Origin of the sequence: Mariniphaga anaerophila, from assembly GCF_900129025.1 — a bacterium.
Taxonomy (GTDB): Bacteria; Bacteroidota; Bacteroidia; order Bacteroidales; family Prolixibacteraceae; genus Mariniphaga; species Mariniphaga anaerophila.
This window is the reverse complement of the sequence record NZ_FQUM01000001.1, coordinates 344,248-365,113: the sequence shown is the minus strand read 5'-3', so window position 1 is coordinate 365,113 and position 20,866 is coordinate 344,248. Positions and strand designations below refer to the sequence as shown.

The following is a 20,866-nucleotide window of genomic DNA, read 5'->3' as shown; positions in this document are numbered from 1 at the left end:
CAAATTGTAATTTGAGGTTTCACTATTTGAGAAGAATGTGATGAAAAAGACTTTTTTGAAATTGGTTTTTGGAATTGTTTTTACGGTATTCCTGCTGGAAAGTTGCGCCCCGCAGGTGGATATTTCAACCAACAGGCTCACCGTTAATTTTAAAGAAAATCCCGTTGGTATTAACGCGAAAGCTCCTTTGTTTGCATGGCAAATCGTCTCTTCGCAATACAACGTCAGGCAATCGGCTTACCGTATATTGGTTGCCGAAACCCCCGAAGATCTGTCCGGCGACAATGGTTCGGTTTGGGATTCCGGGAAAATTAATTCCGAAGAATCTATTAATATTCCTTACCAAGGAAAAGCCCTGAGTGCAGGGAATCGCTACTGTTGGAAAGTGAAAATCTGGGATGAAAATGGCCTGGAATCAAGTTGGAGTGAAATTCAATGGTGGCAAAACGGATTGTTTTCGTCAAAAGACTGGCAGGGCGCAAAATGGGTAGCAGCTGAGTTATTGGATGAGGATTTGCGTTTGGTTCCCGGAATACACGGCTCCGGCGATGATTTGGGAAATAAAGCACTGCAAAGGCCGGTAGTGCCGCAATTCAGAAAACAGTTTGAACTTAAAAAAGGCATAAAACACGCAACGCTTTCTATTTCCGGATTAGGGCATTATGTGGTGTTTCTGAATGGAAAAAAGCCTTCAGATTCGTTTCTGGCTCCCGGTTGGACCGATTACGATAAAACGGTTTTTTACAATACCTACGATGTAACGCCATTTTTAAAAAGCGGCAACAATGTGCTTGGCGCGGTGGTTGGCAACGGCTTTTTCAATATTAACAGGGAGCGCTACTGCAAATTGGTAATTGCCTACGGAATGCCACAAATGATTGCACATTTGCAGGTAGAATATACTGACGGAACTTCAGAAACTATTGTTACTGATGAAAGCTGGAAAACGGCTCCGTCGCCCATCACTTTTTCGAGCATTTACGCAGGCGAAGATTATGATGCTACTCTGGAACAAGACGGGTGGAAAGAAACCGGATTTGACGACAAAAGCTGGGAGTCGGTGAAAATATCCCGTGGCCCAGGGGGCAGCCTTGTTGCCGAGAATGATTATCCGCTGAAAGAGATGGAACGGATTGAAGTAAAGTTGGTGAGTAAACTGGCAGACGGTTCATTTCTTTATGATTTCGGGCAGAATGCGTCCGGAATTGTACAACTTTCTGTAAAGGGAAAGCGGGGGCAGCAGATAAAACTCTGGCCTGCGGAATTAATAAATACAGACAGCACGGCAAATCAGAAGGCTTCGGGGGCTCCATATTATTTTTCTTACACACTAAAAGGCGACGGCGTTGAAACGTGGAAACCCGAATTCACTTACTACGGATTTCGGTACGTTCAGGTTGAAGGAGGTGTTCCCGCCGGGGAAGAAAATGCGGGGGAACTTCCGCAAATTGATCAGCTGACTTTCGTTCACACCCGGAACTCGTCACCAACAAACGGAACCTTTGAGTGCAGCAGCGAATTGCTGAATAACATTCATGAGCTGATAGACTGGGGCATCCGGAGCAATTACCAAAGTGTGCTTTCCGATTGTCCGCACCGTGAAAAACTCGGGTGGCTGGAGCAGAGCTTTTTGATGGGGCAGGGGGTTCACTTCAGGTACGAAAATTACCATTTGTACCGCAAATTAGTTGCCGATATGATGGATGCCCAGACAGCCGACGGACTGGTTCCCGATATTGCGCCTGAATATGTCGAATTTTTAGGCGGATTTCGTGATTCTCCGGAATGGGGAAGTGCCGCGGTTATTTTGCCTTACCTTTTGTTTAAATGGTACGGCGATAAACAGGTGATTGATGAGGCGTGGCCCATGATGGTTCGTTACGTCGAATACCTGAAAGGAAAATCGCAGGGACATATTTTGGATCACGGGCTGGGCGACTGGTTTGATTTGGGACCGGAATCACCAGGGAAATCCCAATTGACGCCCATCTCGTTAACAGCCACAGCCATTTATTATTACGATGTGAAATTGATGGCTAAAATGGCCAAGCTGCTTAAAAAACAGGAAGAAAGGAAACTTCACCAATGGGCCGAAGAAATTCGTTCGGCGTTTAATACAAAATTCTTCGATGCTGAAACAAAAGTATATTCAACCGGCAGCCAGACTGCAATGGCAATGCCTTTATGCGTAGGTATTCCGGAAGAAAATGACCGCGCAAAGATATTTGAAAATCTGGTGGATTCTATTATTGCAGGCAACAAAGCACTGACTGCCGGCGATGTGGGATTTCATTACCTGGTGGAAGCGCTTACACGTGGAGGAGCGGCTCAACTGATGTTCGACATGATAAACCGGGACGATGTTCCTGGGTATGGCTACCAGTTGAAAAAAGGTGCAACGGCACTTACCGAATCGTGGGCGGCACTGGAAGTTGTTTCCAACAACCATCTGATGCTGGGCCATGTTATGGAGTGGTTTTATACCGGACTTGGCGGCATAGGGCAGGCAGAGGATTCGAAAGCTTACAAAAAGATTGTTATTGAGCCGCAGTTGGTAAATGATTTAACTTTTGTAAAAACTTCATTTCAGTCGCCATACGGATTGATTCGCTCCCAGTGGGAAAAATCAGGTTCAGACATTCAGTTTGAAATAGAAATTCCACATAACACCGCAGCAACATTTGTTTTGCCAACCGGCAATGTCAGTGCAATAATAGTGAATGGCGAAAAACCGGCAGCCAATGCGCTACATAAAACCGAAGAAGAAAAAACCGGATTGTTGCTGGGCTCGGGTGTTTACCAAATTTCCTGTAAATACCAGAACTGATATAAATTAAAAAGAATTATGACCAAACACAGAGGTTCTTGCCTTTGCGGCGAAGTTGTTTTTGAGGTAGACGGAGATTTTGAGAATTTTTTGCTGTGCCATTGTAAACGTTGCCGCAAAGATACCGGTTCGGCGCATGCAGCAAACATGTTTTCTTCAACAGCAAAACTAAAATGGTTGTCGGGCGAAAACAACGTGAAAACTTTCAGGTTGAAGTCTACTCAACATATGCGGAGTTTCTGTGCGGTTTGCGGTTCTGCATTACCAAACATTCAGATGGACGGCGCGTTGCTGGTAGTTCCCGCCGGGTGTCTGGACACCGATGCTCCTATTGTTCCTCAAGGCCATATTTACTATGCAGGTAAAGCAAAATGGGAACACCAGCTGGATAAACTACCAAAGTTCGACCGGCTGCCGCCAAACTGAAATAATTGTTAACGGGGTAATAATCGTTTAATTTACTGTTTTGTGAAACATCGTATTACATCAGTTTTATTCTGATGGATTTATAAATTTAGATGCCTTGTCTGTTTCAATTTGAATCTTAAAATACCAAAGACCTGTCAACAATCATTAAAATGCCTTAAAAAAATAATATTTTTGTGTTTTTTATAAAACATAGTAAAATGAATAAAATGAAGAGATCCTTTATCTTAATCTGTGCATTTGGCGCAGTGATGTTTTCATGCCAAAATCAGAAAAAAGAATCACAAGCAGATATGGATAATCCTTTTTTTACGGAATGGACTACTCCTTATGGAGTGCCTCCGTTCGACGAAATTAAAATTGAGCATTACCTTCCGGCAATAAAGGAAGGTATTAAGCAGAGAGAAGCAGAAGTTGAAACCATTGTAGCAAACACTTCGGAGCCGACATTTGAAAATACAATACTGGCGCTCGACAAATCAGGTGAGTTGCTTAACAAAGTTACCGGTACTTTTTATCCGTTGAACTCTGCAAACACCAGTGACGAAATGCAGGCCGTGGCGCGCGAGGTGTCTCCGTTGATGACCCAGCACCGCGACAACGTTTCAATGAATCCGGGGTTGTTTAAAAAGATAGAAAGCGTTTACAACAGACGCAATGAGTTGGGGCTCGACAAAGAACAAATGCGTGCTACCGAAAAGTATTACGATGATTTTGTTCGGAATGGTGCCAGCCTTTCTGCCGAAGACCAGACAAAGCTGAGAGAACTGAATGAAGAATTATCGAAGCTGAGCCTGCATTTTGGCGAAAACCTGTTGGCTGAAACCAATCGGAATTTCAAGCTGGTAGTCGACAAAGAAGAAGACCTGGCCGGGCTGCCTGACGATGTAATTGCACGCGCTGCCGAAGATGCCAAATCGTTTGGCGAAGATGGCAAATGGGCTTTTACACTGGCAAAACCAAGCATGCTTCCGTTCCTCCAGTACGCCGACAATCGTGATTTGCGCGAAAAACTGTACCGCGGTTATTTTATGCGCGGCAATAACGACAATGAATTCGACAATAAGGAAATCATTCAGAAAATTGTAAAGCTGCGAGACCAGCGGGCTAAATTACTGGGCTTTAAAAATCACGCTGCCTACGTAATTGATGTGAACATGGCCAAAACTCCCGAGGCAGTTTATGAATTTCTGATGCAACTTTGGGATCCGGCAATGGAAATGGCCAAGCACGATTTGAAAGAGATGCAGGCCATTATCGACAAAGAAGGGGGCGACTTTAAACTGGCATCGTGGGACTGGTGGTATTACATTGAAAAACTGCGCAAGCAAAAATTTGACCTCGACGAAGCCGAACTAAAACCCTATTTCAGCCTGGATAATGCCAAAAAAGGAATTTTCTACGTGGTTGAAAAATTGTATGGCCTGAAGTTCGAAAAACGCGACTGGCCTACATATAATAAAGAAGCAGAAGTTTACGAAGTACTGGAAGCCGACGGATCGAAACTCGGTGTTTTGTACATGGATTTCCATCCGCGTGACGGGAAAAGGGTAGGAGCATGGTCAACCCAGTTTAGAAACGCCACTTACCGTAACGGAGAACGGGTGCCAACAATCGGAACCATTGTAATGAATTTTACCCGTCCTGCCGGCGATACTCCGGCGCTGCTTAGCTTCGATGAAGTTTCTACTTTCTTCCACGAATTCGGACATGCACTTCACGGTTTATTTGCCGACGGCCCATACGACCGTACCGCAGGAAGCGTTCCGCGTGACTTTGTGGAGCTGCCTTCTCAGATTATGGAGAATTGGGCTGCAGAACCGGAAGTAATGAAAGTTTATGCTACGCACTACCAAACCGGCGAACCGATTCCTGACGAATTGATTAAAAAGCTTGAAATGAGCGGAACATTCAACCAGGGGTTCCAAACCGGTGAATTTGTAGCTGCTGCTTTACTCGATATGGATTTTCATACTACAGAAAACCCGGTAATCGAAGATGTTCGCGCATTCGAAAAAGCCTCAATGGATCACATCGGGTTGATTGAAGAAATTCTGCCCCGGTACCGCAGTACTTATTTCGCACACATTTTTAGCGGTGGTTATTCTGCCGGCTACTACGTGTACTACTGGGCCGGCGTTCTGGATTCTGACGCATTCTACGCATTTAAAGAAACCGGGGATTTATTTAATCCTGAACTGGCAGCAAAATTCAGAACACTGCTCGAAAAATGTGGCGCTGACGACGGCATGACCGTTTATGAAAACTTCCGTGGAAAAGCACCATCCATTGATCCTTTCCTGATGAAAAAAGGATTGAAGTAAAAATTTGATAACTATATTGAAAAAGGCAGCCGGTGTTTTCCGGCTGCCTTTTTTTGTTACTTTTTCAGATTAACAGGAAATGGTTTGGTTGCCTCTCCCGAATACAGACTGATATGCGGGAACGGAATTTCAATGCCTTCTTTGTCGAATGCTTCTTTTATTTCCCTGAAAACCGAATTTTTTACGTTCAGGTAGTTAACCCGTTCGGTCCAAACTCCCAGTTGAATGTCAATTCCGCTGGCGCCGAAACTCTGGAAAATAATGACAGGCTCCGGTTCGTCGAGGCAGAGCGGATTTTCCTTAACCACGTTTTCAAGTATTGTTTTCACTCGTTCCAAATCCTCTTTATAAGCAACGCTCACCAACACGTCCATCCTGCGAATGGGAAAACGGGTTACGTTGGTTAGTTCGGTACTGATTACCGTTTGGTTGGGAATTCGAATCAGCAGGTTATCGAAAGTTCTGATTTTTATGGAAAGCAAATCGATACTGTAAACAGTTCCGGTTTTGTCTCCCAACCGGATGACGTCGCCAATTTCGAATGATTTTTCAGACACCAGGAAAAAACCGCTGATGATATTTCCGATACTGGTTTGAGATGCAATACCCACAATCAGCCCGATAACTCCTGCCGCGCCAAAAATCGGAGCCAGGTTGATGTTCAGTTCAGCAATCAGAATAAAAAAAAGAATGATGAACCCGGTGTATTGAAAAGCCCGGTCGATTATCATTTTTCGCTGGCGCGACCATTTTTTTGGCAATATTTTTTTTAGCAGAAATGCAATAAAATATATCGTTGCAATTCCCACGGCCAAAATAATCAGCACCCTCAATATTTTTTCGAAAGTTGCTGCATTCAGGTATTCAGACCAATCAGTATTCATTCTTCTGTTTTATATAAGTTCTTAATGAAATGAAAATTAATTTTCAACAGGTTCTTAGAAACGCCGTTGCGCGGTTTTACAAGAAGTTCGGATTTTTCGCCATGAATATTTTTTGAAAAATGATAACTGGCAGAACTGATAACGTCTTTCCCTTTGTATTCTATGGCTACCTGGCTGGCAATTATTTTCCCGTTGCACAGGTACAACGCCAGGTTTTCAACCCTGATGATTAATCGTTCTACTTGCAGTACTCCCGGTGCATCGTTGAAAATGGAGATGGGGCAAATGGCTTCAAAATCAGAACTTTTTACTTCATTCAGCGAAGGGAAAAATTCAGTGCCCAATGCAAAAGCAGGTTCTCCGCTGAATGTGTCTCCAAACCATGTGTCTGAAAGACGCTGCACAGGGAACTCTTTTAAGAGGTTTTCCGGTTGCTTTCGCGAAAAGTAAACCTGTATGGTTAGCGGAATTTTCAGAAAGAAGTTCAGCCGCTGACCGGGAGAAACGTGCAGTCGGGTGCCTTTAAAAACCAGTGGCTTTTCAGGCAGGGAAGGAGCAATGAACAGCTTGTTTGATTTTCCGCTTTGAAAAAAATCTGCCCCTGAAAAATCGGGAGTTGCGTTTTCGGTGTAATCTGCATTGTCAGTTTGCAGAAGCAGCCAGCCGTCTTTTTCGCGTTTGGCGCCGAGGTAAAAATTGCCGGCATAAAAAAAATCGTGCTCGCCGGGCAAAATCTGATGTCTTCCGAAAATGGATTTTTGAGTCATTTAATTCGTTTAAAGAAAGCCCTAAAAATACGAAAGATTTTGTTTCGGCACGAGGCATAAAAAAAGCCTTCTCTGTATTTAACAGGGAAAGCCTTTTTTAGATATTTTTTTGTGTTATTGCTATTCTTTTTGTTTGTTGGAAACCACGTCAATATCCAGCGATTTGGTGATTTTTCCGATGTTCTCCGGGTCAATTACCCCTTGAATACTGATAAGCGTGTTGTCGCCTCCACCGATTACCAGAATCAGATCCGAGAATTTTCCGTTGCCGCCATCTTTGCCCAGAAAACGAACTATTTCGTTGGCTTCCGTAATTTCCATCAATACTTCGTAGTCGTTGTTGTCAAAAAAGCCGTCTTTTCTCAGTTCTTCGTAAAAGTCAAGTTTGCCGGTAAGTTCTTCGTTGTCTGCTGTAAGCACCCGAACTCCGCTTAGTTGGGAAAGCATGTCGCTTGTTTCGTCATCGCCAGTCTCCAATTTGCTGGCAAATCCCAAAAGCTTGCCTGAAATATTTACCGTGGTAAATCCTTCTTTGTTGGCATATTTCTCAAATAGTTTGTCAACAGGTGACTTCTGTGCAAGCACCGCCATGGGCAGTACAATTGCAAAAAGCAGGAATAATCGTTTCATCGCGTTTCGTTTTATTAATTTAATTTCAGTGTTTTTACTCATCATCCTTCTGTAATATTAGCGTTGGTGTTCAGTTATCATTTCTATTTTATTCATGTATTTATTTATTGGTTTAACGCCTTTTTTTATGGGCTGTGTTGCTGTTTCAATTTTGTCGAAATTTGCCAGAGCAGACAGTCCCTTGCTGTATTTTTGGGAAACGAATTCGAGCGTTTTTTCTGCATAAACGTATGCCGTTTCAGGATCATCAAAAGTGTCTTTAAACGGTTCTTCTTCGTGTTGGAAAAATAGTATTCCTCCCACTGCAATTACTATTGATGCCGCAATTCCCGAAACTGTTTTCCACATCGAAATTGACGGCGTTTTTCTTTTCGACTCATTTTCTGTAATGAAATCCATGATTTCATGCTCCAACTGTGCATCCCGTTCTGTTTCGTTTATTTCGCCGAATCCGCAAAAGAATTCGGTGTATTCTTCTAATTCGTCTGCCACATTATCGCCGGCAAAATAATTTCTCAGAACCGCTTCCTCATTCAGCGTGCTTTCCCCTTCAAAATAGCGTTGCAGCAATTGTCTTATTTCGTTCTTTTTCATCTGAATTCAACTTTATAAATTCATTACGTACTTTTTTCCGTGCCCTCGACAAGTTCACCCTTATGGCGTTAATTTGCAATCCGGTTTCCTTTGATATTTCTTCGTATTCCAGTTGCTCAATATCGCGCATTACCATTACTTTTTGTTGTACTTCCGGCAGTTGCCCAATCAGCATTTTAATTTGTCCGGCAGCTTCGCTCATTTCAAATTGTGAATGAATATCAGTGCTTTCCTGCTTCATTTTGCGATCTGTTTCTGCGTCAATCGGAACAACTTTGTTTGCCCGCAGAATATCGAGGCAGCGGTTTCGCGTCATTCGCATGGCAAAAGCTTCAATATTTTCAACCCGGTCCAGCTCATCCCTTTTTTGCCAGAGCTTCAGAAAAATATCCTGAATCACATCCCTGGCTTTGTCCTCATTTTTCAGGAAGTGTGCTGCAAACCTGAGTAACTTTTTGCTCAGTGGCAGAACCTGTATCTTGAAATCACTGTCACCCATTTATTTTCTGCTTTTCCATTGCTTTTTTAGCGGTTTTCAAAGTTAAGACGCACAGGAAAAATTTTCATTACATCCGTTCTGCAATTTTATTTTTTTTGTTATTTCCCCAAACTTTAGTTCAGAATTTCCTTTAAAAGACGGAAATCCTTTTTCTTTGTGCCACGCAAAAACAGCCTTTCTGTTTGCGTTAAAACCGACTGTTGTGTTTTGTTCACAATTTTCTTCTTGTTTATTAAAACTGTCTTAAGTTTTAGCGTTTTAATTTCAAATTAGAAGGAGAATTCCCCAAAATCCTACATTTTTGCCATCATGAACCTGATTTTTTTTAGAGATAAAATAGTAGTTTTCACATTTTCTAGGTCTGGTGTTTCTCCACCGGGAGTTAGAAGATGATTTGAAGAAGAAGTTGAAGTGAAGTATTCGTTAACGTAAACGAGAGTTGCCGGAAGCTTCCACTCATTCACTTTTCAATTTCATAAATGCCATAACTTATTTAAACAGACGTTGCAGTTCAAGAGTTGCGAACGGTGTATTTGTATGAAAAATTTAACATGATTATAGTATGGAGGATATATTAAGCAATGCGTTATCAATCCTGGTGATTGGGATGATTACGGTTATTTTGATACTGGGTCTTGTGGTAGTGGTTGGTAATGTTCTAATCCGGCTTACCAATAAATTCTGGCCGCTTCCTGACGGACCTGTAAAAAAAGGAAATAGTTCCGGTGCAATTCCTGCAGGAACAATGGCTGCCATTGTTGCCGCTGTGGATACAGTTACCGGGGGGAGAGGAAAAATTACAAAAGTTGAAAAAAAGTAAATAACACAAATAAAGATTATCATGGCAAGAGAGATTAAATTTAGCTTATTGTATCGCGACATGTGGCAATCGTCCGGGAAATACGTCCCAAGGGTTGACCAGCTTTTGAAAGTAGCACCTGCAATTATCGACATGGGATGTTTTGCACGTGTTGAAACCAATGGTGGCGGCTTTGAGCAGATTAACCTTTTATTTGGCGAAAACCCGAACGTGGCTAACCGTCAGTGGACGCAGCCTTTTAACGATGTCGGGATTCAGACACACATGCTGGAAAGAGCGCTCAACGGAATTCGGATGAGCCCGGTACCGGCAGATGTTCGCCGTTTAATGTATAAAGTAAAGAAAAAACAGGGAACCGATATCGCTCGCTCATTCTGTGGATTGAATGACCCGCGTAACCTCGAAGGTTCCATCAAATACGCTAAAGAAGGCGGCATGATTTCTCAGGCAGCACTTTCTTTAACTACTTCGAAAGTACACACGGTTGAGTATTATACAAAATTGGCCGACCAGTTAATTGAAATGGGAGCCGATGAAATTTGTATAAAAGATATGGCCGGAATTGGCCGTCCTGTTTCGCTTGGAAAAATAGTAAAAGTGATCAAAGACAGGCATCCCAATATTCCGGTACAGTACCACGGACATGCAGGCCCCGGATTCCAAATGGCTTCAATTTTGGAAGTTGCCCGCGCCGGTGCCGATTTCGTTGATGTAGGTATGGAACCGCTTTCATGGGGAACAGGCCACGCCGATTTACTGGCTGTTCAGGCAATGTTGAAAGACGCTGGTTTTAAAGTTCCGGATATTAATATGAAAGCGTACATGGAAGTACGTGCGTTGACTCAGAGTTTTATCGACGATTTTCTGGGATATTATATCAATCCTAAAAACAGGTTGATGAACTCCCTGCTTATTGCACCGGGACTGCCGGGTGGTATGATGGGAAGTTTAATGGCCGACCTGGAAAACAATTTGGCCAGCCTGAACAAATGGTTTGCAAAACGCGGAAAACCGGGAATAACACAAGACGATTTGTTGATTAAGTTGTTCGACGAAGTGGCACACATCTGGCCGATGCTGGGTTATCCGCCGCTGGTAACTCCTTTTAGTCAGTATGTGAAAAACCTGGCTCTGATGAATGTTATTCAGCTGGAAAAAGGAAAAGAACGCTGGTCGATGATTGCCGATAACATTTGGGATATGATTTTGGGTAAATCAGGCAAATTGCCCGGAGAATTGCATCCTGATATTATTAAGCTGGCAAAAGAACAGGGTAAAGAATTCTACACCGGAAATCCACAGGATCTGTATCCGGATGATCTGGATTCATTCCGTGCAGAAATGAAAAAGAATAACTGGGACTTTGGGCAGGACGACGAAGAGTTGTTCGAACTGGCAATGCACCCTGAACAGTACCGCGCATACAAATCGGGACAGGCAAAAGCTGCTTTCGAAGCTGATTTGGCTGAAAAGAAAGCCGAAGAAGCAAATGCAAAAACACCTGCTCCTGTTGCTGCAGCCAATTTTGAGCCGAAAGAACTCAATATCGATGTAAACGGCGTAAAATATGTTGTTAATGTTTCATACGGAACAAACGGCTCAAACGGACACAATGGTAAAGAAACCGTTGCTGTTGCCACCGAAGAAGCAAATGCACAACCGGTAGCTGCTTCAGGTGAGTTGAAAGAAGTAATTGCTCCGCTTGAAGGTAAATTCTTTTTAACAAAAGACGCTTCTGAAAAAGCACTTAAAACCGGCGATAACGTGAACAAAGGCGACGTTGTTGGATACATTGAATCCATGAAAACATACAACGCAATTGTTGCTGAAGAACCGGGACGAGTTGCAGAAATTTGTCTGAACAACGGAGATTCTGTTGACGAAGACGACGTAATTATAAAATTGCAGTAAAAGAGTATGCAGGAAATATTTTCGAAATTATTTAACATGACAGCTTTTGGGGCAATTACTTACCAAACTGTCATTATGTGGGCTATTGCATTTGTGTTGTTGTACCTTGGCATCAAAAAGAAATATGAGCCGCTTTTGCTGGTACCAATCGGGTTTGGCGTTTTGCTCGCCAACTTTCCCGGAGCACAAATGGGAATTGTCGATGCATCGCTCATCGAAGTTGGAGACGGCCGCTATAAAAACCTGTTTGAGATAGCACATGAGTACGGAATCTTGAATTTTCTCTATTTCTCGCTCATCAAAACCGGGTTTTTGCCTCCTATCATTTTTATGGGAGTGGGCGCTTTAACAGACTTTGGCCCGATGCTCAGGAATTTGCGACTGGCATTTTTCGGTGCCGCTGCGCAAATTGGAATTTTTACCGTTCTGATTGGTGCTATTCTTTTGGGTTTCAACATGAACGAAGCAGCATCGCTGGGAATTATCGGGGGAGCAGATGGTCCAACAGCCATTTACACAACCATTAAGCTGGCTCCGCACCTTTTAGGCCCGATTGCCATTGCAGCTTATTCCTACATGGCGCTGGTTCCGGTAATTATTCCGTTAATTGCCAACATGTTTATTTCAAAGAAAGAGTTTCAAATAAATATGCGGGAAATGGATAAAAAATATCCGCCAAAACATCAAATTAAAAACATGAAGGCGGTTAAAATTATTTTCCCGATTGCTTTAGGAACAGTGGTTGCCATTTTTGTTCCGTCATCGGTTCCGTTGTTGGGAATGTTGTTGTTCGGAAACCTTGTTAAGGAAATCGGAACATCAACAAGCCGGCTTGCCGAAGCTGCAACCGGCCCGATTATGAATACAGCAACCATTTTCCTTGGATTGGCAGTGGGCGCTACCATGACCGCAGAAGTGTTTTTGACAGGCAAAACAATAGGTATTATTGTTGGCGGTTTTATTGCTTTTGCGCTATCGGTAACCGGTGGAATTTTCGCAGTGAAAACTTACAACCTTTTCGTAACGAAAAAAATTAATCCGCTGGTAGGAGCAACAGGATTAAGTGCGGTGCCAATGGCTTCGCGTGTGGCTAACGAAATGGCGTTGAAACACAATCCTGCCAACCACATTTTGCAATATTGCATGGCCAGCAACATTTCGGGCGTTATTGGCTCGGCGGTTGCTGCCGGCATACTAATCTCGTTGGTGTAGTAAACCATTTTATAACTTAGTAAAAAGAATCAATCCCGGAGGCTTCGGCTTTCGGGATTTTTTTGTTTTATAGCAGACACAATCAATTCCTGTTCCCGCAAAAAATTGTTATTTTGACCCAATTATAATGAACTAAACTTTTTGTGATGAACCGAATACTGGCTGCCTTAATCGTAACTTTTTTCTTTTTGACTTCTTTTGCCGAAAATCGCAACTGGATAGCTTTTAACGAAAACTGGCTTTTTTCAAAAGGAAATCCACAGGGCGCTGAAAAAGTAGATTTTGACGATTCGCGATGGGAGAGCGTCAATGTTCCGCATGACTGGGCCATCTCAGGTCCGTTTAACGAAGCCGAACCCGGGCACACCGGAAAACTACCCTGGAAAGGTGAAGGCTGGTACCGGAATACATTTAAGGTTGATAAGGCCAACCTGGGAAAGCTGGTTTATTTTCTTTTTGACGGAATAATGGCTTTTCCAAAAATATACGTCAACGGAACCCTCGCCGGACAGTGGGATTACGGGTACAATTCTTTTTACCTGGAGGTTTCAGATTTGATTCGGTTTGGCGAAGAAAATACTATTGCTGTTTATGTGGATACCCGCAAACACGGTAGCCGCTGGTACCCCGGCGCAGGTATTTATCGTAAAGTCAGGATGCTGGTAACTGATCCTGTTCATTCAGAAATTTGGGGAACTTACATTACCACACCGGTAGTTGAAAAAACACATGCCGAAATTCGGGTATTGAACAACATCAATAATTTTAGTAACGCTGAGAAAGAGATTACTGTTGAAGCAACAATTTTAAGTCCCGACGGCATTGAAATCGCATCTTCAGAAACAAAAAAAGTAATTGCTGCCGGCACTTCCCGCCAGTTTGACCACTGGATGCAGGTAGTTCAGCCATCGCTTTGGGATGTGGATAATCCTGTCCTGTACAGTTTGAAAACGGTTGTAAAAGAAGGAGAAAAAGTGACCGATGTAAAAACCACGTCCTTTGGTTTTCGCACGTTTGAATTTACTGCTGCCGACGGTTTTCATCTGAACGGACGGCGGGTGCAGCTAAAAGGGGTGAATCTTCATCACGACCACGGCCCGCTTGGTGCAGCATTTAATTATCGTTCGATGGAACGGAAACTGGAAATCATGAAAGAAATGGGCGTGAATGCCATTCGTACAAGTCATAATATTGAAGCTCCGGAGGTGCTGGAACTGTGCGACAAATTGGGCCTGATTGTTTTTAACGAGGCGTTTGATAAGTGGGACGACAAGGCTGATATTACTCCTGAAACCGACTTTTATGAGTTCGGCGAACGCAACATCCGCAACTTTGTGAAACGCGATCGTAATCATCCGTCGGTAGTAATCTGGAGCGTGGGAAACGAAATGGGTGACATTCAGACCAATTCTGATTACGGTTTGCAAAAGCTGGCTGCCATGGTTGGCTTCGTGCGAAAATACGATATTACCCGGCCGGTTACCATGGCGTGCGATCAGGACGGAAACGCGAAATGGCGGCATTTCGATTATTACGATGTGCACTCATGGAATTACGATCAACGCTGGGAGCCGGCTCACAAATTAGATCCATCCAAATCGGTTGTGATAAGTGAATCCGCATCTACCGTTAGTACACGTGGTTTTTACGAGCTTCCGCTGCCTGCCGAAAAAACTGATTTTACCGAGTCGGAATACGTGAGTTCTTACGATTTGAACGCTCCTTATTGGGCCGAAATTCCGGACGACGATTTTATGTGGCAGGAAGAAGGGAAATACATTGCTGGGGAGTTTGTATGGACCGGCTTTGACTACCTGGGTGAGCCAACACCATACATGAATTCGCGCAGTTCGTATTTTGGAATTGTGGATTTAGTCGGAATTCCCAAAGACCGGTTTTACCTTTACCAAAGCTACTGGCGCCCGGAAAAGAACATGGTTCATATTTTACCACACTGGAACTGGAAAGGCAGAGAAGGCGAAAAAATTCCGGTGTTTGTTTACACCAACGGCGATGGTGCGGAGCTGTTTTTAAACGGCAAATCGTTGGGTAAAAAATTTAAAAATCCAACTTCCGAAACTTCTATCGGGCGTTACCGCTTGATGTGGTCAGATGTGGTTTTTGAACCAGGCGAGCTGAAAGCTGTAGGTTACAAAGCAGGAAAGGTAGTGGGCGAGGATGTGGTAAGAACCGCTGGAAAACCGCATTCTGTTAAGCTTTCTCCTGACCGGACAATACTAAATGCTACCGGCGATGATTTGAGTTTTGTTTTGGTTGAAGTGTTCGATAAAGACGGCAATCCGTGCCCGTTGGCAGACAATCTTATAAATTTTGAAATTGACGGGCCGGCAGAGATTGCCGGAGTTGGAAATGGTGATCAACGTTCGTACGAGCCGTTTCGGGCAAACTATCGGAAACTGTTTAACGGGAAAGCCATGCTCATCATCCGTTCCCAAAAGAATACTTCGGGAAGCATTGTTGTTAAAGCTACTTCCCGTGGATTGAGCCCGGCAAAAGTAGAACTCACGAGTCAATAGTTTTTCAGTTATTAATTGCTTTTCAGAAAAAAATAAAACTTAAAATATGGACAGAAGGTCGTTTATACAAAAAACTGCAACCGGAACTGCGGGCATGGTTGCGGCATTTCATGTGTCTGCTTTCTCCCGGAATACAAAAATTAAAATCGGGCTTATTGGCTGCGGCTGGTATGGCATGGTAATTACAACGGCTGCATTGAAAGCGGGCGGGGCAGAGGTTGTTGCCGTTTGTGATGTGGATTCGGAACACCTGCAAAAAAGTGCCGGCGAAATTGAAAATTCACAGGGGAATCGTCCCAAAGAATTTAAGGATTACCGCGATTTATTGGAGCTAAAAAACCTGGATGCAGTGATGATTGGAACGCCGCCACAGTGGCACGCATTGCAGTTTATTGCGGCTTGCAAAAAAGGTCTTGACATATATTGCGAAAAACCGCTGGCCTACGATGTGGAGGAAGGTAAAGCAATGATGAAAGCTGCAAAAGAGGCCGGGAACATTGTTCAGATTGGGTTTCAGCGGCGACAAAGCGCTGCATTTAAAAAAGCCAAACAATTGATTGAAGATGGCACAACCGGAAAAATACATCAGATTGGGGCACAGATTCATTACAATCCGGCGCCCGGCGACACTGCTGTTCAGGAGCCGCCGCAATCGCTCGACTGGGATGCGTGGTGCGGCCCGGCGCCAAAGCTGCCTTACCGGCCAAGCATCGGCCACAAAGCGTGGCGGCTGGAAAAAGAGTATGGCAACGGGCATTTGGTAGACTGGGGCATTCACCACATCGATATTATCCGAACCATAATGAGTTTTGATGTTCCTGAGTCTTTTCAAACTAACGGTAGCCTCGATATTTTGCACGGAAAAATTACCACGCCCGACACGCTGAATTCAACAATGCATTTTGCCGGATGTCCGGTTATCTGGCAGCACCGGCTTTGGGGAAGCGGTGATTTGAATCCTCAGTTTAACAATGGCGTTTTCTTTTACGGGGAAAAGGCGACACTTTTTGCGTCAGACAATAAACTGGTTTTGATGCCTGCAGGCAAGAATCAACAGCAGCAGGAAATGAACATACCTTCGCCCGATATGCAGCAAAATCATGTGGCTGAGTTTATTCGTGCGGTTCAGGAGCGAAACAGTAAGGTGCTGAGTTGTAAAATAGAAGATGCGTGGAAATCGACAACAACAGTGCAGTTGGCAATGGCATCGTATTATACTGAAAGTGACGTGAAATGGGATGCTGCTGCGCAAACAGTCAGAGGCAATTCAGCGGCGGAGAAACTGTTAGCCAGACCATACCGACAAGGTTACAAAAGACCGGAAGTTTAATCCAATTTTAAAATCCTAAAAAATGAAAATATTTATTACTTCGATTTTGTTTTTGATTCCCGCTTTGGTTTTTGCACAGAAAAATGAGATTGTAGCGAAAAAAGCAGTTGTGGAAAAAGCCGGAACCGGTTTTTCTTTTACAGAAGGGCCGGCAGTTGCCGCTGATGGCAAAGTGTATTTTACGGATCAGCCCAACGATAAAATTTTTGTTTGGGACGAAAAAGACGGCATTTCGATGTGGTTGGAAGGTGCCCGTCGTTCAAACGGATTGTATTTCAATGCAAAACAGCAATTGGTTACCTGCGCCGACTTGCATAACCAACTGGGGTATTTTGACGATGATAAAAATTTCCACCTTATTCACGAAGGTTACAACGATGGGTTGCTGAATGCACCTAACGATTTGTGGATTGCTCCCAACGGAGGTATTTATTTTTCCGACCCGTATTACCACCGAAAATGGTGGAAAGAAGGCCGCGGGGAAGAACAGGATGTGCGCGGTGTTTATTATCTGAATCCGGCGGGTAAAATAATTCGCGTTATTGACGATTATAAACAGCCAAACGGATTAATTGGTACGCCCGATGGGAAAACGCTATACGTAGCCGATATCAATGATAAGAAAATTTGGAAATACGATATTCAGCCTGACGGAACGCTGGCGAACAAAACTTTTTTTGCACCTCACGGCTCCGATGGAATGACAATCGATAATAAAGGCAACGTTTATCTCACTATGGGAAAAGTTTGGGTTTATTCTCCCGGGGGAGAGCTGGTTCGGGAGATTGAGTTTCCCGAAAATCCGTCGAACGTTTGTTTTGGCGGCAAAAAACGGAATGTTTTGTTTGTTACGGCCAGAACCTCAGTTTATACATTAAAAATGAACGTAAAAGGAGTAGATTAAAAATGAACATTGTAGTAGTCGGTTTCGGGTTTATGGGAATGACGCATGCCGGAAATATTCTCAAAAACCCACATTTAAATTTGGCGGCCATCGTCGATAAAAATCCTGATATTATTTTTAGTAACCTGAAAAAGCAGTCGGGTAATTTTTCCACCGGTTCCATAAGTGAAGAGCAGCTTTCCCGGATTAAGATTTATTCGGATTTTGAGGAGTGCCTGAAAACGGAAAACCCCGATGCCTGCATTATTGCGGTGCATACCAATCTGCATTTTCCTTTGGCTAAGCTTGCCCTTAATTTTGGTGCACATGTTTTTGTTGAAAAACCGTTTTGTCTCGATGTTGCAGAAGGTGACGAACTGATTAAACTTGCCCGTTCGAAAAAAAGAATATTGATGGTTGGGCAGGTGGTGAGGTTTATGCAGGCCTATCAGACGCTAAAAAACTGGATCGATACGAATGAATTTGGTGAATTGGAGTTTCTTTCATTGTCGCGTTTTTCCGGAGTTCCTTCATGGGGACAATGGAAAGAGCGGCAGAAAAACTTCGGCTCGTCTGGTGGTGCCCTTTTCGATTTGGTTATTCACGATATTGATTTTGCACAAAGTGTTTGCGGAATTCCAGACGAAATTGCAGCTGATTGCCTGCCCGGGCAGTTAAGCAACCACGATTATGTTTCCGGAACCTGGAAGTACAACGGCAAAAAACTTCGGGTGAGAGTAGAAGGCGGTAATATATTTCATGCCGGGTTTCCGTTCCAGGCCGGTTTTTCAGCGCGCTTCCAAAAGGCAAGTATTTCGTATTCCCCGAAAGACCCGGAGAACATTATTGTGGCAACCGACACTGAAACAAGCCTTGTTCCGGCCGGCGATGCAAATGATGGTTTTTCAGACGAGCTCAATTACTTTGTAGCATGTGCAAATGAAAACAAGTGGCCGGATAAATGTACGCCCGAATCGGCACTGGACAGTATCAAAATTTGTTACAGGCACACAGATAAGTTTTGATAGCGTTTTTTTTGAATTTATCTTTGTCCTTTTTGTATGAATACTAAATGAAACCTGACAAGAAAATATGGGACGACTTTCGACATGGAGAGAACTACGCTTTGTCCCACATTTATTTTCAATATATTCAAATGCTTTACCGCTACGGGAAAAAATTCTCGCAGGACGATGAACTGGTGAAAGATGTGATACAGGATTTGTTTTTTGATCTCATTCGAACAAAAGATAATTTGGGTGAAACTGACAACATCAGTTTTTACCTGATGGCGTCTTTTCGACGCAAACTGGCCAGAGCTATTAAACAAAGGTTGCCATTGGAATATTCAGATGATAATGAACTGACTGCCGAAATTGTTTATTCTGCCGAGCATGATTTTATACATAAAGAAGTGCTATCTCAACGAGAAAAAACCATAAAAAATGCATTGTTGAAACTTACTCCTAAACAGCGAGAAGTATTGTTTTACAAGTTTACCTGTAATTTCGATTACGAGCAAATTTGCGAAATTATGGAGCTGCAGTACAATTCGGCCCGGAAGCAGGTCTCGAGGGCGCTGAAAGCGTTGAAAGAGGTTCTTCCCCCATCTGAGCTTTTTTTGTTTTTTACTGGCTTTACCCAAAAATGATTCTTCTCAGAAAGCTTTTCCTGTATAAGCTTATTTAGTCATATTTACCTGTCTGACGTGAGTATATGACTCATAAGACGCGTTGTGTAAATTGTGTTTTTTATTGAAATATTTATTGATTGTCGAGTTCTGTTTAAAGAATATCGAAAATTGATTAAGAAAAAATTAAAAAGTTTTTAATTTTTGATGAGTAATTCTGTCCACAAAAATAACGGAGATGTCTTTCTGTTAATATAAAACTGTTAGAAAATTGAATGAAACAAAATTTTTTAGAATATAGCCAAGAACAGCTTATTGAGGAAAAATCTTTTAGATCATGGGCTCTGCGAGGGGAAAACAAGAGTGAATGGGAAAGGTTTTTTGCTTCGAATTCTGACTTTTATTCACGGGCACTGAAAGCAAAAGAAATAGTTCTTTTGTTACAGGATGAATATGATTCACTCGGAGACGAATCAGTTTTGGAAATTTGGAGAAGTATCGATAAATATGAGCAAGGGTACAAACAAAAAGTGCGGAAGCTGAAAAATAGAAGACGACTCAGCTGGGCTGCTTCTGTATTGATTATTGTTTCGTTGGGGACTTTTAGTTTTTTTTATTTGTCTGATAAAGATAAAAAGTACGAGTTCGTTTCATCTTCTGAATACTCAAAGAATGAAGCTCGGATGATTTTTCCTTCCGGTGAAAAAGTTTTTTTAAAAAGGAATAACTCCATTATTGCGTTTAATGACATTAATGCTCGTATTTTAGTAAATGATAGCATTATTCAAATGGATGAAACTTCAAATGTAAAAGCCAGGACAATAAAGATGAACGAGGTAGTCATTCCCTTTGGCAAAAAGTCTGAGCTTCTGCTGGCTGATGGTACTAAAGTATGGCTTAACGCAGGAAGCCGGCTGGCTTTTCCGTCGAGGTTTACCAAAAAAAACAGGGAGGTTTATCTCGAAGGTGAAGCATGTTTTCAGGTGTCGAAAAATGAAGAACATCCCTTTATTGTGAAAACGGGTGATGTTGATATCCGAGTTTTGGGAACTCATTTTAACGTTTCTGCGTACCCGGGTGATGCGAAAATTGAGACTGTTTTGTTGGAAGGAAGTGTGGTATTAAATAAGCCTAACGCTTTTGGAATTGAAAAAAATGGAATTGTATTGAAGCCCAACCAAAAAGCAAGTTTTGAAAAGGGGCAAAATGAATTTATTGTGACTGATGAACCTGACGTGGATTTATACGTTTCCTGGATCTATGGATGGCTGCAATACCGTAGGGAAAGTCTTATCTCTGTATTAAAGAAGGTGGAAAGATATTATAATGTTCAAATACAATATCCTGCCAGTTACCCTGTTGATGATAAAATTTCAGGAAAACTTGATTTGAAAAATTCTCTGGATATAGTGATGAGAGCTTTGGCTGACGCTGCAGATTTTAATTTTAGAATAGTTGAAAATAGAATTATAATAGAAAAAAAGATGGAGAAAATGCACCGGCGTTGAAGTAAAAGAAAGTAAGACCAGCAGGCCTGCCCGCCCACCGGTCTTTTGCATAAATTAAAAATTTTAATCTAAACTGTACAAAAG

The 20,866-nt window shown here is 42.7% G+C and carries 18 protein-coding genes; 12 read left to right on the top strand and 6 right to left on the bottom strand.

The window, feature by feature from the left end; genetic code table 11:
* The first annotated feature begins 55 nt into the window (after nucleotides 1–55).
* The 3 genes from BUB08_RS01370 (at nucleotide 56) to BUB08_RS01360 (ending at nucleotide 5,577) form a co-directional block, all read left to right on the top strand.
* Nucleotides 56–2,827 carry a family 78 glycoside hydrolase catalytic domain gene (locus tag BUB08_RS01370; protein ID WP_217651527.1) on the top strand — a complete coding sequence of 924 codons (2,772 nt, stop codon included), beginning with the start codon at nucleotides 56–58 and terminating at the stop codon, nucleotides 2,825–2,827.
* Nucleotides 2,828–2,845: 18 nt separating this feature from the next.
* A complete protein-coding gene (locus tag BUB08_RS01365; protein WP_072998221.1) occupies nucleotides 2,846–3,253 on the top strand; it encodes a GFA family protein in 408 nt (135 codons plus the stop codon).
* Between the two features lie 209 nt (nucleotides 3,254–3,462).
* A complete protein-coding gene (locus BUB08_RS01360; RefSeq protein WP_072998860.1) occupies nucleotides 3,463–5,577 on the top strand; it encodes a M3 family metallopeptidase in 2,115 nt (704 codons plus the stop codon).
* A 56-nt stretch (nucleotides 5,578–5,633) separates the two neighbouring features.
* Here BUB08_RS01360 and BUB08_RS01355 read toward each other — a convergent pair whose 3' ends face one another.
* From BUB08_RS01355 to BUB08_RS20485, 6 genes are all read right to left on the bottom strand, one after another.
* Entirely contained in the window at nucleotides 5,634–6,461 is an 828-nt protein-coding gene (locus BUB08_RS01355; RefSeq protein ID WP_072998219.1) for a mechanosensitive ion channel family protein, read from the bottom strand.
* Nucleotides 6,458–7,228: a DUF432 domain-containing protein gene (locus BUB08_RS01350; protein ID WP_072998217.1), complete on the bottom strand. Its 771-nt coding sequence runs from the start codon at nucleotides 7,226–7,228 to the stop codon at nucleotides 6,458–6,460. Before BUB08_RS01350 ends, BUB08_RS01355 begins: the two co-directional genes overlap by 4 nt.
* Before the next feature lie 120 nt (nucleotides 7,229–7,348).
* On the bottom strand, nucleotides 7,349–7,858 hold the full coding sequence (locus BUB08_RS01345) for a DUF4252 domain-containing protein (RefSeq protein ID WP_175549917.1): 510 nt from the start codon (nucleotides 7,856–7,858) through the stop codon (nucleotides 7,349–7,351).
* Between the two features lie 57 nt (nucleotides 7,859–7,915).
* Nucleotides 7,916–8,452, bottom strand: a complete 537-nt coding sequence (locus tag BUB08_RS01340; RefSeq protein WP_072998214.1) for a hypothetical protein — start codon at nucleotides 8,450–8,452, stop codon at nucleotides 7,916–7,918.
* On the bottom strand, nucleotides 8,409–8,951 hold the full coding sequence (locus BUB08_RS01335) for an RNA polymerase sigma factor (RefSeq protein ID WP_072998213.1): 543 nt from the start codon (nucleotides 8,949–8,951) through the stop codon (nucleotides 8,409–8,411). Before BUB08_RS01335 ends, BUB08_RS01340 begins: the two co-directional genes overlap by 44 nt.
* Nucleotides 8,952–9,244: 293 nt before the next feature.
* Nucleotides 9,245–9,415, bottom strand: coding sequence for a hypothetical protein (locus BUB08_RS20485; RefSeq protein WP_217651526.1), 171 nt, complete (start codon nucleotides 9,413–9,415; stop codon nucleotides 9,245–9,247).
* Between the two features lie 98 nt (nucleotides 9,416–9,513).
* Between BUB08_RS20485 and BUB08_RS01330 the strand changes: the two genes are divergently transcribed.
* The 9 genes from BUB08_RS01330 to BUB08_RS01290 all read left to right on the top strand — a co-directional run bounded on the left by BUB08_RS01330 (nucleotide 9,514) and on the right by BUB08_RS01290 (nucleotide 20,782).
* The gene (locus BUB08_RS01330) at nucleotides 9,514–9,771 is read left to right on the top strand and encodes a hypothetical protein (protein ID WP_072998211.1); all 258 of its coding nucleotides are present in this window, start codon (nucleotides 9,514–9,516) and stop codon (nucleotides 9,769–9,771) included.
* A 21-nt stretch (nucleotides 9,772–9,792) separates the two neighbouring features.
* On the top strand, nucleotides 9,793–11,682 hold the full coding sequence (locus BUB08_RS01325; protein ID WP_072998210.1) for a biotin/lipoyl-containing protein: 1,890 nt from the start codon (nucleotides 9,793–9,795) through the stop codon (nucleotides 11,680–11,682).
* Between the two features lie 36 nt (nucleotides 11,683–11,718).
* The gene (locus BUB08_RS01320) at nucleotides 11,719–12,894 is read left to right on the top strand and encodes a sodium ion-translocating decarboxylase subunit beta (RefSeq protein WP_245820156.1); all 1,176 of its coding nucleotides are present in this window, start codon (nucleotides 11,719–11,721) and stop codon (nucleotides 12,892–12,894) included.
* A 146-nt stretch (nucleotides 12,895–13,040) separates the two neighbouring features.
* On the top strand, nucleotides 13,041–15,431 hold the full coding sequence (locus tag BUB08_RS01315) for a glycoside hydrolase family 2 TIM barrel-domain containing protein (RefSeq protein WP_072998207.1): 2,391 nt from the start codon (nucleotides 13,041–13,043) through the stop codon (nucleotides 15,429–15,431).
* A 46-nt stretch (nucleotides 15,432–15,477) separates the two neighbouring features.
* Nucleotides 15,478–16,761 (top strand): Gfo/Idh/MocA family protein, encoded by a 1,284-nt coding sequence (locus BUB08_RS01310; RefSeq protein WP_072998206.1) that lies wholly within the window; start codon nucleotides 15,478–15,480, stop codon nucleotides 16,759–16,761.
* Nucleotides 16,762–16,783: 22 nt separating this feature from the next.
* Nucleotides 16,784–17,665: an SMP-30/gluconolactonase/LRE family protein gene (locus tag BUB08_RS01305; protein ID WP_072998205.1), complete on the top strand. Its 882-nt coding sequence runs from the start codon at nucleotides 16,784–16,786 to the stop codon at nucleotides 17,663–17,665.
* A 2-nt stretch (nucleotides 17,666–17,667) separates the two neighbouring features.
* The gene (locus tag BUB08_RS01300) at nucleotides 17,668–18,669 is read left to right on the top strand and encodes a Gfo/Idh/MocA family protein (RefSeq protein ID WP_072998203.1); all 1,002 of its coding nucleotides are present in this window, start codon (nucleotides 17,668–17,670) and stop codon (nucleotides 18,667–18,669) included.
* Nucleotides 18,670–18,716: 47 nt separating this feature from the next.
* A complete protein-coding gene (locus tag BUB08_RS01295; RefSeq protein WP_072998202.1) occupies nucleotides 18,717–19,295 on the top strand; it encodes an RNA polymerase sigma factor in 579 nt (192 codons plus the stop codon).
* 254 nt (nucleotides 19,296–19,549) lie between these two features.
* The gene (locus BUB08_RS01290) at nucleotides 19,550–20,782 is read left to right on the top strand and encodes a FecR family protein (protein WP_072998201.1); all 1,233 of its coding nucleotides are present in this window, start codon (nucleotides 19,550–19,552) and stop codon (nucleotides 20,780–20,782) included.
* The last annotated feature ends 84 nt before the right edge of the window (nucleotides 20,783–20,866 follow it).

Coding starts and splice junctions, on each gene's coding strand:
- BUB08_RS01295 (WP_072998202.1), top strand. CDS start 18,717: ATGAAACCTGACAAGAAAATATGGGACGACTTTCGACATGGAGAGAAC.
- BUB08_RS01320 (WP_245820156.1), top strand. CDS start 11,719: ATGACAGCTTTTGGGGCAATTACTTACCAAACTGTCATTATGTGGGCT.
- BUB08_RS01340 (WP_072998214.1), bottom strand. CDS start 8,452: ATGAAAAAGAACGAAATAAGACAATTGCTGCAACGCTATTTTGAAGGG.
- BUB08_RS01345 (WP_175549917.1), bottom strand. CDS start 7,858: ATGAAACGATTATTCCTGCTTTTTGCAATTGTACTGCCCATGGCGGTG.
- BUB08_RS01355 (WP_072998219.1), bottom strand. CDS start 6,461: ATGAATACTGATTGGTCTGAATACCTGAATGCAGCAACTTTCGAAAAA.
- BUB08_RS01330 (WP_072998211.1), top strand. CDS start 9,514: ATGGAGGATATATTAAGCAATGCGTTATCAATCCTGGTGATTGGGATG.
- BUB08_RS01350 (WP_072998217.1), bottom strand. CDS start 7,228: ATGACTCAAAAATCCATTTTCGGAAGACATCAGATTTTGCCCGGCGAG.
- BUB08_RS01365 (WP_072998221.1), top strand. CDS start 2,846: ATGACCAAACACAGAGGTTCTTGCCTTTGCGGCGAAGTTGTTTTTGAG.
- BUB08_RS01325 (WP_072998210.1), top strand. CDS start 9,793: ATGGCAAGAGAGATTAAATTTAGCTTATTGTATCGCGACATGTGGCAA.
- BUB08_RS01290 (WP_072998201.1), top strand. CDS start 19,550: ATGAAACAAAATTTTTTAGAATATAGCCAAGAACAGCTTATTGAGGAA.
- BUB08_RS01310 (WP_072998206.1), top strand. CDS start 15,478: ATGGACAGAAGGTCGTTTATACAAAAAACTGCAACCGGAACTGCGGGC.
- BUB08_RS01305 (WP_072998205.1), top strand. CDS start 16,784: ATGAAAATATTTATTACTTCGATTTTGTTTTTGATTCCCGCTTTGGTT.
- BUB08_RS01300 (WP_072998203.1), top strand. CDS start 17,668: ATGAACATTGTAGTAGTCGGTTTCGGGTTTATGGGAATGACGCATGCC.
- BUB08_RS01360 (WP_072998860.1), top strand. CDS start 3,463: ATGAAGAGATCCTTTATCTTAATCTGTGCATTTGGCGCAGTGATGTTT.
- BUB08_RS01315 (WP_072998207.1), top strand. CDS start 13,041: ATGAACCGAATACTGGCTGCCTTAATCGTAACTTTTTTCTTTTTGACT.
- BUB08_RS01335 (WP_072998213.1), bottom strand. CDS start 8,951: ATGGGTGACAGTGATTTCAAGATACAGGTTCTGCCACTGAGCAAAAAG.